The organism is Glycomyces albidus, from assembly GCF_009451885.1.
Taxonomy (GTDB): Bacteria; Actinomycetota; Actinomycetes; order Mycobacteriales; family Micromonosporaceae; genus Glycomyces; species Glycomyces albidus.
In genome coordinates, this window is sequence record NZ_WIAO01000036.1 from 1 (window position 1) to 11,479 (window position 11,479).

The following is an 11,479-nucleotide window of genomic DNA, read 5'->3' on the forward strand; positions in this document are numbered from 1 at the left end:
GCCGCAGGGTCCCGCCGCCGGACCGCCCAAGCAGCCGAGCCCGCCGCGGACGCCGAGCCCCGGCCGGGCCAGCGTGCCCATGCCGAACAACCGGCCTCCGGCGGGCGCGCGCCCCCCGGCCCCCGACGACCCGGACGCGACGACCGCGCTGCGGCCGCCCAAGCTCGCCAAGGCCCCGCTCGTACCCGAACCCGACGGCACCGCGATCCTCCCGGTGATCCCCGCCGACGACGTCCCCGCGCCGCCCGGCGCCGACAGCGCCGCCCGCAAGAAGCGCACCGTCAAGCGCCACCGCGGCGACGGCGGCGTCCGCACCACCGTGCGCGGCCTCGGGGAAGTGCTCATCACGCTCGGCGCGATCGTCCTCCTCTACGCCGGCTACGAGGTCTTCGGCGTCTCCGGCGAGATCAACAACGAGCAGGAGCACCTCTCCGCCGACCTCGACACCATCTGGCAGGAAGAGGCCGAAGGCGAGGAGGGCTCCCCGGTCCCCGAGCTCGGCGACGCGTTCGCCCGCATGTGGGCACCCGACATCCGCGCCGAGTCCTGGACCCTCGTCGAGGGCACCGAACCGGCCGACATCGAGTACGCCCCCGGCCGCTACCTCGACGGCGCGATGCCCGGCGAGCAGGGCAACTTCACCCTCGCCGGCCACAACGTGCCCGCGATCTTCCAGAACATCCGCGACCTCGAGCCCGGCGACAAGGTCGTCATCGAGACGAAGGACAACTTCTACGTCTACGAGGTCCAGGACAGCGAGGTCGTCAACGAGACGCAGGTGGACATCACCGCGCCCGTCCCGCGCGACCCCGGCGCCGAACCCGGCGACGAGGACTACTGGCTGACCCTCTTCACCTGCCACCCGCTGTGGGACAACTACGAGCGGTACGTCGTCTACAGCCAGCTGGTGGAGACCATCGAGCGCGACGCCGACGGCGAACTCCCCGACGCGGCCGTGGATCCGGAGGTCTGACGTGTACGGATGGATCTGGAGAAGGCTCCCGTTCGGCCTGCCCGGCAAGATCATCGGCTCGCTCGCGCTCACCGCCGGGGCCTTCGCGCTCCTGTGGTTCGTGCTGTTCCCGGCCGTGCGCCCGCACATGCCGTGGAGCAACATCGACCCCGCCGGCGGCGGCGTGGACGTGGAGCAGCCCGAGGACGGCGGCGACGCGTCACCGACCTGCACGCCCGGCGTGGACTGCCTCGACACCCAGTTCGACCCCGAGGACTGGGAGACCGCCGAGTCCCCGACCGCGGAGGACGACGGGTGAGCACCGGGGCGGCACCGTGACCGGGAGCGTCCTGGTGGTGGACTTCCGCGACTCCTTCGTCCACACCATCGTCTCCTACCTGCGGGCCCTCGGGGCCCGCGTCGACGTGCGCCGCTCCGATCAGACCGATGTGGACGAAGCCGTGCGGCTGCGGCCGGCGGGCCTGCTGCTCTCGCCCGGGCCCGGCCGGCCCGACGAGGCGAGGCTCGGCCACGACCTGCTCGACCGGTTCGCCGGCGAGATCCCCGTCCTCGGCGTGTGCCTGGGGCACCAGGTGATCGCCGAGCACTGGGGCGCGGTCGTCTCGCGCGCCGCCGAACTGCGGCACGGCGAGACCTCCCCGATCCGCCACGACGGCTCCGGCGTGTTCGCCGGGCTCGCGAACCCGTTCACCGCCACCAGGTACCACTCCCTCGCGGTCGAGCCCGCGAGCGTCCGCGACCCCCTCGAAGTGACGGCGACCAGCGACGACGGGACCGTCATGGGCCTGCGCCACCGCGGCGTCGACGTCGAGGGCGTCCAGTTCCACCCCGAGTCGATCCTCACCGAGGACGGCAGCGCGCTGCTCGGCAACTGGCTGCGGCGCGTCACAGGCCCCGGCGGCGCGTGAAGGCCGGGCCGGGCGTCGAGTGTGGAAGCCGCGCCCGGAGACCGGCGTCGCCTAAGCTGTGTGCGGAGCGGCGCGGCGGCGCCGCGGACGTCCACGTCCAGGGGGACCGCGTATGACCAGAGAGGACTGGGCTCCTCGCCGCAGGGCCTCCGGTTCTCCGGCGGCGGGGGTGCTGCTCCTGCTGGCGGGCGCCTGGCAGGTCGCCATCGGGTATGCGGCCGCTGCGGGCGTCGCGTTCGCGGTCACCGGCTACTGGTACCGCGCCGACAACCCCGGCTGGGGCTGGGTCAACGTCGCGATCGGCTTGGCCGCCATCGGAACCGGCGTCGTGCAGGTGGGGGCGGTGCGGTCGCGGCGGCTCGGGCGGCTCCGCGGCGCCGCCTACGCGGGGCTCGTGGTCGCGGTCGTCTCGGCGATGCACCAGTGCTTCCTCGCCGCCCAGTACCCGCTGTGGGCGACGGTCGTCATCGCTATCGACGTGTTCGTCATCTGGGCCCTCACCACCGGACCCGGCGCCGGTCGCGAGGCCGGACCGCCGGATCGGTAGACCGAGTTCGTCCGAGTTCGGCCGAACCGCCCCGCCCGCGCACCGGGACTGGCACGGTGGAGGGATGGGTGGACGCTCAATCGTCAAAGCCGCCAAGCGATACGCCTCGGAGAGCCGAGGCGACGACGCCGCGGCGCTCACATACTACTCAGTGCTCTCGCTGTTCCCCGCGATCCTCGTGGGCACCTCGCTCATCGGCCTCCTCGACGAGGACGCGACCGCGTCGCTCATCGAGGGGATCGGGTCGGTGGTGCCGCCAGACACGCGCACGATCATCGAGGACGCCGTGGCGCGGCTCCAGATGAACCCGCGCGCGGCCGGGGTCCTCGCGACCTTCGGCCTCCTCGCGGCCCTGTGGGCCGCGTCGAACTACGTCGCCGCGTTCTCGCGGGCCCTCAACGAGGTCAACGAGACCGAGGAGACCCGCAAGTGGTGGACGGTGCTCATCGTGCGGATCGTCCTCACCATCGTCGTCGGCGCCCTGACCGCGGTGGCCGGGATCGTGGCCGCGACCGGCGGGACCGTCGCGCGCGCGATCGGCCGGGCCGTCGGCGCCGACGGCGCCGCGGCCACCGTGTGGACCTGGGTGAAATGGCCCCTGATCCTCGTGCTCGTCATCGTGATCGTCGCGCTCCTGTACTGGCTCGCCCCCGCCAAGCGCACCCGGCTGCGCCTCCGCGCGCCCGGGGCGGCGCTCGCGGTGGTGCTGTGGATCGCCGCCTCGATCGGATTCGGCCTCTACGTGGCGCTGTTCGGGAACTACGACAAGACCTACGGCGCGCTCGGCGGCGTCATCGTCTTCCTGGTGTGGCTGTGGATCACCAACGCGGCACTGCTGTTCGGCTTCGAGTACAACGCCACCGCCGACCCCGAGACGGACACCGCCGGAACCGCGCAGGGCGAGGCCGCCGAACCCAGCGCCGCACCCGAGGCCTAAGCGGTCCCCTTGGGCTGCACCAGCCCCGACTCGTACGCGAAGACCACCAGGCCCGCCCGGTCGCGCACCGCGAGCTTCATCATCGCCCGGTGCACGTGCGTCTTCGCGGTCGCGGGGCTGATGAACAGCCGCTCGGCGATCTCCGTGTTCGTCAACCCGCGCGCCACCAGCGCGACGATCTCCGTCTCGCGCGAGGTGAGCCCCTCGACCTGCCCGGCCAGTCGCGACGGCGGGTGGGCGACGTACTCGGCGACGAGCTTCGCGGCGATCTGCGGCGACAGGAGCGTCTCGCCGGCGGCGGCCGCGCGGACGCACCGCAGCAGCTCCTCCGGCTCGGTGTCCTTGACGAGGTACCCGGCGGCGCCGGCGCGGAGCGCGTCGAACACGTACGCGTCGAAGGAGTAGTTGGTGAGCATGACGACGCGGACGTCGGCGAGCCGGTCGTCGGCCGCGATCGCGCGCACCGCGCCGATGCCGTCGCCGCCGGGCATCTCGACGTCGAGCAGCGCGACGTCGGGGAGGGTCTCCGCGGCGAGACGGGCCGCGGTCGGCCCGTCGGCGGCCTCGGCGACCACCGTCATGTCGTCCTCGGCGTCGATGAGCGCCCTGAAGCCGCCGCGCATGAGCGGCTGGTCGTCGGCGAGCAGCACCCGGATCACCGCGACCCCTCCAATTCGGGCAGGCCCTCCGCGTCGGCCGCGGCGGTCGGTTCGGGGGCGGGGAGCGTCGCCCGGACGGTGAAACCGTACCCGCCGGGTCCGACATGCAGGGAGCCGCCGAGCGCGTCGACGCGTTCGCGCATGCCGGTGAGGCCCCGGCCGGGCACGATGCGGCCGGGCGAGCCGTTGTCGGCGACCTCGACGGCGATCGCGTCGTCCTCGCGGTGCACCCGCACCCGGACGGCGTCGCCCGAGGAGTGGCGGACGGCGTTCGTCAGCGCCTCCTGGACGATCCGGTACGCGGCGTGGTCGACCTCCGGATCGACTGCGGTGCAGTCGATCTCGCAGTCGACGTCGATCGTGAATCCCAGGCCCCGGTAGCGGTCGGCGAGGTCGGCGACGCGGCCGAGGCGGTGGCCGTCGTCGTCGCGGAGCATCGTCAGGGTCTCGCGCAGCTCGCGGGTGGCGTCCTTCGCGGCCTCCTCGACCGCCACCAGCGCCGGCGGCGGCTCGTCGCCGCGCTTGCGCGCCAAGTGGATCGCGACGCCGGCCTGGACGCGGATGACCGAGATCGAGTGCGTGAGCGAGTCGTGCAGCTCCCGGGCGATCCGGACCCGCTCGTCAGCGGCCTTGCGCTTCACCGCCTCCTCGCGGGTGTGCTCGGCCTCGGCCATGTAGGCGTCCCGCTGGCGCCGCGACAGACCCGAGATGAGCGCCACGTGGAGCCAGCCGACGACGAGGAGCGTCCGCTCGGCGACCTGGGCGTCCAGCTCCCAGCCCGCGTTGTAGAGGTTCCCGACCGCGGTGGCCGCCGAGAGGGCGAGCACCGTGGAGACGCTGATGGCCCGGTACCCGGTGTACATGGCGACGGCGATCGCGACCAGGGCCGGGACCACGGCCAGCGGCCCCACCCCGAGAGGCCCGGAGGCCAGGACCGAGCCGACGCTGACGACGAGGACGAGCCGCGGGTGGCGCCGCCACAGCGGGAACACCAGGGGCCCCAGCATGAGCGGCAGCCAGCCCCACGTCGGCATCCCGTCGCGGACGTCCACGATCAGGCCGGCGGCGAGCGTGTCGGCCAGCATGACCGCGGTGACCAGGAGGTCGAGGCGCCTGCCGGAGAGCCGGCGCTCGGGGGGATTCGACATGCCACCGATTCTATGGGCGGCGCGGAGCGGCGGCGTCGGCTCGCGGTGCAGGCCCGGCGTACCGCCCAGGGTGTACGCGGCGCGGGCCGGTGCTGCGCGCGTCGCGGCCGCGAATGCCCGCCCGGGGCGGACGACGCGGGGGCCGCGGGACGGGAGCCTGGAGTGGTGCGGCGGCCTGTCGGCCGCCCGGATTCCACCGAGGAGGAACCCCCATGGCCCCTACCGTCAAGCTCGTGACCCCGGTCGACCCCCGACACGCGGGAGGCGCGGTCGCGGAGGTGTACCGGCAGGTCAAAGCGGAACTGGGCGTGCTCGGACCGGCCCTGACGCTCTACTCGCCCGCACCGGAGCTGCTCGCCCCCGTGTGGTCGCTGCTGCGCGAGTCCCTGCTCGTCGGCGGCCCCGAGGAGCGGAAGGCGAAGGAGGTCGTCGCGACGGTGATCGCCGTCCGCAACGAGTGCCGGTTCTGCATCGACGCGCATGCGACGATGCTCCACGCGGTCGGCGAAGGCGCGCTCGCCGAAGGGCTGCGCGCGAAGCAGCCGCCCCGCGAGTGGGCGGCGCTCGCCGACTGGGCGCTCGACCCCACCGCGGAGGGCCCGTTCCCGGCGGAGGCCGCGCCGCGGTTCATCGGCACGGCGCTCGTGTTCGAACTGATCACGCGCCTGGTGAAGGTCTTCGCACCCAACGACTCCCCGAACCCGGTGCTCACGACGAAGCTCGGACGCTCGGTCGGGTCGCGGCTGGTCCGCGAGCTCGTCGCCGCCGACCTGGAGCCGGGCGCCACCCTGCCGCTCCTGGCGGACCGCCCGGACTGGGCGAAGGACCTGACGGTCCGGGTCCCCGGCTGGGCGGGCGACTCGCCCGTGGGGACCGCGTACGGGACGCTCCGGGCGTACGCCTCGTACGGGTCGATGCTGCTGAGCGCCGAGGCCGTCGAGGCGGTCGCCCGGACGGTCGGCGTGTACGGCACCGAGGTCGGCGACCGGGCCCCGGACCCGGCGGGCGTCGAGCTCCTGCCCGGCGAGGCGCGGCTCGGGGCGCGGCTGGCGGTCGCGGCGGCGCTCGCTCCCGGCTCGGTCTCTTCGTCCGATGTGGACAGATGGCGGGGCGAGGTGTTCACGGACCACTGCCTGGTCCATCTGATGACGTTCGGCGCGATGAACGCCGTCGACGCCGTCCAAGACGAAATCGAAACGAGGAATGTCGATGCTTAGGTTCTACCGGATCTGGACGATCCTGCTGCACTTGCTGATCGGGATCCAGTTCTTCCTGGCCGGGTTCGGCGCGCGCGGGACGGGCTCCCCCGACGAGGCGTACTCGCTGCACATCATGAACGGCCGGGTCATCGCGGTGGTCGCGCTGCTGGGCATCCTGTTCGCGGCGCTCGCGCGCGCGGGCGGGAAGCTCGTCGGCATGTCCGCGGGCGTGCTGGGCCTCGTGGTGCTCCAGTCCGTGATCGTCCTGGTCAGCGTCCAGGGCACGCTCGCGGGCCAGCTCATCTTCGGCCTGCACGTCATCAACGCCATGGCGATCATGGGCGTCGCCGAAGCGTCGGGCCGCCTCTCCAAGAAGCTCCTGGAGGAGCGCAGGGCTCCCGCGGCCCCGGAGCCGGCGGTCGCGTAAGACCCCCTGTCGGCCGGACCGCTCATCGCGGTCCGGCCTGGAGACCGCGCTTCGCCGCGGCTGCACTGCTTCAGGAGACCAGGCCCGCGGCGGACAGGGCACCCCCGCCGCGGGCCGACCCGTGCCCGAATGTGAAGCCCGTCGCTTACGAAAACGCGAGCCGGGTTACGTGCACTGCTCGTGTCGGAGCGACTCCGTACCGTTGATCGCGTGACGACGAATGCACACGACTCCCCATTGAAACTGCTCCGCGAGCGGCCGCAATTCGCGGTCGAGATCGCCGAGGAACTGCTCGGACTGCACCTCCCCGATTTCGACGAGGCGGTCCCCTACTCCGAATCCGCGACCGACCCCGAGGTCCGCGACCTCAACTGCGACAACGTCGTCCTCTGCCGCGAGGGAGGCGAGGCCCGCATGGGCATCGTCGTCGAGGTCCAGCAGGGCAAGGACAAGCGCAAGCAGTTCTCCTGGCCCGCATACCAGGTGAACATCCGCCACCGCATCGGCGCACCGGTCGCGCTGGTCGTCGTCTGCCCGAGCTCCTCGGTCGCCGACTGGGCCGCCGAGCCGATCGACACCGGGCACCCCGGATTCGTCTTCCGGCCACTGGTGCTCGGACCCGACAACTACCCGAAACTGACGACGGTCACCGGCACCGGTGAACTCGCCGAGCAGATGGTGCTCGGCACCATCGTCCACGGCGGCTCCGCCGACATCGCCCGACTGGTCTCGGCGGCGAGCGAGGAGCTCGCAGCGCTCCCTGTCGACGTCGCCGCACGTTACGCTGATTACATGCTGAGCCACCTCGAAGAGGGGCCCCGCTCGATCCTGGAGGCACTGGTGCAGAAGGAAACGTACCCGTACGAGAGCAAGCTGCTGGCCGACCGCGAAGCCAGGGGCGAGGCCAGAGGCGAGGCCAGAGGCGAAGCCAAAGGCGAGGTCAAGAACGCGGCCGAGTCCCTGCTCCTGGTCATCGAGGCGCGCGGGCTCCACATGAGCACGGGCCAGCGCCGCCGGATCGAGGACTGCAAGGACCTCGCACTGCTGAAGGCATGGCTGAAACGCGCAGTGAACGCGCCATCGGTCAACGACATCATCGACTGACTCCCTCCGGAGCGGTTTTGGTGCCCCCGACTCCCGCCGGAGGCTTCGGTGTTGCCGGGCCCGCGGCGGGGCCCCATACTCGGGGGATGGGCGCGGAACCGAGGATCGTGCGGCGCCGGTGCGCGCGGGTGCTGCTCGTGGACGAGGACGAGCGGGTGCTGCTGTTCCACAGCCGCGACTACATGGGTCCTGGCGTGGAGTACTACGTGACGCCCGGCGGCGGCCTCGAGGCGGGCGAGAGCCTGGAGGCCGGCGCGGTCCGCGAGGTGTTCGAGGAGACCGGGCTGCGGCTCACCGGCGGCCTCGGGCCGGTCGTCGCCGAGACCGCCGGCATCTGGTCTGACGGACCCGACCTGGTGATCGACTCGGAGGACGCGTACTTCTTCGTGCGGGTGCCGCATTTCGAGCCGGTCCGCGACGGACTGGAAGCGATCGAGCGGCGCGAGTTCACGGCGGCGCGGTGGATGAGCGTCGCCGAGGTCGAGGCGGTCGACGCGCTCGTGTTCCCCGCCGGCCCGGCCGCCCTGCTCAAGGACCTCCTGGACGGTCCGAGACCGCCTGCGCCGCTTCGGATCCCGTGGGGCGCTTGGACGTGGGACACCGATAGGGGCTGGACGACTACCGAGCGTGCCCCCATACTTGACCGGTGAGCGCGACGAACGAACCCACCCGAATCGACCGGTACGGCGCGCGGTGCATCGTGATCGACGAACAGGACGCGGTCCTGTTCATCGGCCGGTCCGCGACCGCGGAACGCCCCGCCCGCTGGTTCCTGCCCGGCGGCGGCATCGACCCCGGCGAGACCCCCCTCGACGCCGCCGTGCGCGAGCTGTTCGAGGAGACCGGCCTGCGCGTCGCGCCTGAGGACGTAACCGGTCCGGTGGCCCGCCGGTCCTTCAGCCGCGCCCGCGACGGCGAGATCTTCACCCAGGACAACTACCTGTTCTTCACCCGTGTCGAACGGTTCGAGGCGCGCGTCTCCGGCGGCGACGCCTACGAGCAGGACCTCGAGTTCCGGTGGGCGGCCATCGACGAGCTCGCCGCCGCCGAGGGCCACGACGTCCCCTTCGACCCGCTCCTGCACCTCATCAAGCGCCTCATCGCCGGCGACGTCCCCGCCGAGCCGCTCCGCCTCCAGCCCGCCGGCAGCCGCACCGCCGACACCTCCGTCCGGTGAGCGCCGGCCCGACGGGCATCGAGTCGGCGACCGGCGCCAAGTACCGGGAATCGGCCCGCGTCATCCTCCTCGCCCCGGACGACACGGTCCTCCACATCGGCGGCGACCGCTGCCGCGAAGGCGTCGAACGCTGGTTCACGCCCGGCGGCGGCATCGAGGCCGGCGAGGATCCCGCGTCCGCGGCCGCGCGCGAGCTGTACGAGGAGACCGCGCTCGCCGTCGATCCCGCCGCCCTCGCGGGCCCGGTCGGGTTCGGCGTCTACGTCTGCTTCCTGCACCGGCGGCTGCTGGTGCAGAAGAACTGGTACCTGTTTCTGCGCGTCGAGCGGTTCGAGCCGCGGATGCTCGTCGACGTCGGGTACGAGAAGGACCTCCGCTTCCGGTGGCTGCCGGTCGAGGAGTGCGGCTCCTCGGACGGGATGCTCGAACCGGGGCTGCTCGTGTCGCTCGTCAAGCGCCTGCGCGACGGCGACGTCCCCGCCGAGCCGGTCAATCTGGGCGGGTCCTACGGCCCCTGGTTCGCGACCGGGGCCTGAACCGCGCGCCGCGACCGTCCCGTGAAGCGGCGCCGGATTCCGCGCCTGCACGCGGCGGCGCCCCCGCTCGTTCGAGCGGGGGCGCCGTTTCGCGCTAGGGGCCTTTAGACCTCGTGCTCGGTGCGGTCGCCCGACCAGTCGGTGTGGAAGGTGCCGTCGCGGTCGACGCGCTTGTAGGTGTGCGCGCCGAAGAAGTCCCGCTGGCCCTGGATGAGGGCCGCCGGGAGGCGGCGGGAGCGCAGGCCGTCGTAGTACGCCAGCGCCGAGGAGAAGCCCGGCGTGGGGATGCCGGCGAGGGCTGCGGTGGCGACGACGCGGCGCCAGGCGTCCTGGGCGTCGGTGACGATCTTGGTGAACTCGGGCGCGGCCAGGAGGGTCGGGAGTTCGGGGTCGGAGCGCCAGGCCTCGGTGATGCGGTCGAGGAAGCGGGCCCGGATGATGCAGCCGGCGCGCCACAGGGCCGAGCAGGAGCCGAGGTCGATGCCCCAGTCGTATTCGGCGGAGGCGGCGGCGATCTGGTCGAAGCCCTGCGCGTAGGCGACGATCTTGGAGGCGTAGAGGGCCTGGCGGACGTCGTCGACGAAGGTGTCGGGGAACTCGGCCTTGAGCGTGGGTCCGGTGAGGATGTCGACGGCGCCTTCGCGCTGCTTCACGCCGGAGGAGAGGGCGCGGGCGAAGGTGGCTTCGGCGATGCCGGTGACGGGGACGCCGAGGTCGAGGGCGTTCTGGACGGTCCAGCGTCCGGTGCCCTTCTGGCCGGCCTGGTCGACGATGACGTCGACGAGGGGCTTGCCGGTGGCGGCGTCGGTGTGGCCGAGGACTTCGGCGGTGACTTCGATGAGGTAGGAGTCGAGGTCGCCGGCGTTCCATTCGGCGAAGATCTTGGCGAGGTCGGCGGGTTCGATGCCGATGCCGCGGCGCAGGAGGTCGTACGCCTCGCCGATGAGCTGCATGTCGGAGTACTCGATGCCGTTGTGCACCATCTTGACGAAGTGCCCGGCGCCGTCGGGGCCGAGGCGGGTGCAGCAGGGGGTGCCGTCGGGGGCCTTGGCGGCGATGGCCTCGAGGATCGGGCCGAGGGACTCGTAGGACTCCTCGGAGCCGCCGGGCATGATCGCGGGGCCGAGGAGGGCGCCTTCCTCACCGCCGGAGACGCCGGTGCCGACGAAGTGGAGTCCCTTGTCGCGGAGGGCGGCTTCGCGGCGGCGGGTGTTCTCGAAGTGGGCGTTGCCGCCGTCGATGATCATGTCGCCGGGTTCCATGAGGGCGGCGAGCTGGTCGATGACGGCGTCGGTGGCGTTGCCGGCCTGGACCATGATCATGGCCTTGCGGGGGCGTTTGAGGGAGGCGACGAAGTCGGCGAGCTCCTCGGACGGCACGAAGTGGCCTTCGTCGCCGTGCGAGTCGATCAGCTCGGCGGTCTTGGCGTACGTGCGGTTGTAGACGGCGACGGTGAAGCCGTGCCGGGCGAAGTTCCTGGCGAGGTTCGAGCCCATGACGGCCAGCCCGACCACGCCGATGTCGGCGGTGCTCATGCCTGTGTCTCCCTGGTTCGTAGATGGTGCTGCTGCGTAAGAGGTTCTGCGCCCTGATTTTCGCCGGTCGGTCCGGTCCGGGCGCCACCACCGCCGATCGTATCCACGCTGCGGGACCGGCGTTCGCGATCGCGACCGCCGTGCACGATGCGGCACCCTGCGACAAAGGGCGTCAGGGTGTCCGTGCGGCGGCCGCCGCACGCGCATCGCGGTTCCGCACACCGCCGGAGGCCGCGGCTTCGATGTCCCCGAACGACGGCTCGATCACGCTGGTCGTCGGCGAGGCGCCGCCTTCCCTCGGGTCTGGGGCGCTGTGACTTCGCTCGTCG

The 11,479-nt window shown here is 72.4% G+C and carries 15 protein-coding genes; 12 read left to right on the top strand and 3 right to left on the bottom strand.

What is annotated here, in order from left to right; genetic code table 11:
• The 5 genes from GFD30_RS21540 to GFD30_RS21555 all read left to right on the top strand — a co-directional run.
• The coding region (locus GFD30_RS21540) for a class E sortase (protein WP_227996811.1) at positions 1-973 on the top strand (973 nt) is incomplete at its 5' end.
• 1 nt (position 974) lies between these two features.
• A complete protein-coding gene (locus tag GFD30_RS21545) occupies positions 975-1,271 on the top strand; it encodes a hypothetical protein (RefSeq protein WP_153027236.1) in 297 nt (98 codons plus the stop codon).
• Between the two features lie 16 nt (positions 1,272-1,287).
• A complete protein-coding gene (locus GFD30_RS21550; RefSeq protein WP_322633480.1) occupies positions 1,288-1,881 on the top strand; it encodes an anthranilate synthase component II in 594 nt (197 codons plus the stop codon).
• Between the two features lie 112 nt (positions 1,882-1,993).
• Positions 1,994-2,428 (top strand): DUF7144 family membrane protein, encoded by a 435-nt coding sequence (locus tag GFD30_RS26405; RefSeq protein WP_194202057.1) that lies wholly within the window; start codon positions 1,994-1,996, stop codon positions 2,426-2,428.
• Between the two features lie 64 nt (positions 2,429-2,492).
• Positions 2,493-3,365, top strand: a complete 873-nt coding sequence (locus GFD30_RS21555) for a YihY/virulence factor BrkB family protein (RefSeq protein ID WP_194202058.1) — start codon at positions 2,493-2,495, stop codon at positions 3,363-3,365.
• Here GFD30_RS21555 and GFD30_RS21560 read toward each other — a convergent pair.
• Together GFD30_RS21560 and GFD30_RS21565 are read right to left on the bottom strand one after the other, a co-directional pair.
• Complete coding sequence (locus GFD30_RS21560) at positions 3,362-4,024, bottom strand: response regulator transcription factor (protein ID WP_322633481.1); 663 nt, start codon at positions 4,022-4,024, stop codon at positions 3,362-3,364. The genes GFD30_RS21555 and GFD30_RS21560 overlap by 4 nt on opposite strands.
• Positions 4,021-5,172: a sensor histidine kinase gene (locus tag GFD30_RS21565; protein WP_153027238.1), complete on the bottom strand. Its 1,152-nt coding sequence runs from the start codon at positions 5,170-5,172 to the stop codon at positions 4,021-4,023. Before GFD30_RS21565 ends, GFD30_RS21560 begins: the two co-directional genes overlap by 4 nt.
• 212 nt (positions 5,173-5,384) lie before the next feature.
• On the opposite strand from GFD30_RS21565, the gene GFD30_RS21570 reads away from it, so the two are divergent.
• The 6 genes from GFD30_RS21570 (at position 5,385) to GFD30_RS21595 (ending at position 9,615) form a co-directional block, all read left to right on the top strand.
• Positions 5,385-6,389 carry a carboxymuconolactone decarboxylase family protein gene (locus GFD30_RS21570; RefSeq protein WP_194202059.1) on the top strand — a complete coding sequence of 335 codons (1,005 nt, stop codon included), beginning with the start codon at positions 5,385-5,387 and terminating at the stop codon, positions 6,387-6,389.
• Positions 6,382-6,798, top strand: a complete 417-nt coding sequence (locus GFD30_RS21575) for a DUF6220 domain-containing protein (protein ID WP_153027240.1) — start codon at positions 6,382-6,384, stop codon at positions 6,796-6,798. Before GFD30_RS21570 ends, GFD30_RS21575 begins: the two co-directional genes overlap by 8 nt.
• Before the next feature lie 210 nt (positions 6,799-7,008).
• A complete protein-coding gene (locus GFD30_RS21580; RefSeq protein WP_153027241.1) occupies positions 7,009-7,902 on the top strand; it encodes a hypothetical protein in 894 nt (297 codons plus the stop codon).
• 86 nt (positions 7,903-7,988) lie between these two features.
• Positions 7,989-8,552 (top strand): NUDIX hydrolase, encoded by a 564-nt coding sequence (locus GFD30_RS21585; protein ID WP_194202060.1) that lies wholly within the window; start codon positions 7,989-7,991, stop codon positions 8,550-8,552.
• Positions 8,549-9,079, top strand: a complete 531-nt coding sequence (locus GFD30_RS21590) for an NUDIX hydrolase (RefSeq protein WP_153027243.1) — start codon at positions 8,549-8,551, stop codon at positions 9,077-9,079. Before GFD30_RS21585 ends, GFD30_RS21590 begins: the two co-directional genes overlap by 4 nt.
• On the top strand, positions 9,076-9,615 hold the full coding sequence (locus GFD30_RS21595; protein WP_322633482.1) for an NUDIX domain-containing protein: 540 nt from the start codon (positions 9,076-9,078) through the stop codon (positions 9,613-9,615). Before GFD30_RS21590 ends, GFD30_RS21595 begins: the two co-directional genes overlap by 4 nt.
• 104 nt (positions 9,616-9,719) lie before the next feature.
• Here the strand turns inward: GFD30_RS21595 and gndA are convergent, their stop codons facing one another.
• The gene (gndA, locus tag GFD30_RS21600; protein WP_153027244.1) at positions 9,720-11,150 is read right to left on the bottom strand and encodes an NADP-dependent phosphogluconate dehydrogenase; all 1,431 of its coding nucleotides are present in this window, start codon (positions 11,148-11,150) and stop codon (positions 9,720-9,722) included.
• A gap of 23 nt (positions 11,151-11,173) precedes the next feature.
• Here gndA and GFD30_RS21605 point away from each other — a divergent pair, with 23 nt between their 5' ends.
• The gene (locus GFD30_RS21605; RefSeq protein WP_153027245.1) at positions 11,174-11,467 is read left to right on the top strand and encodes a hypothetical protein; all 294 of its coding nucleotides are present in this window, start codon (positions 11,174-11,176) and stop codon (positions 11,465-11,467) included.
• The last annotated feature ends 12 nt before the right edge of the window (positions 11,468-11,479 follow it).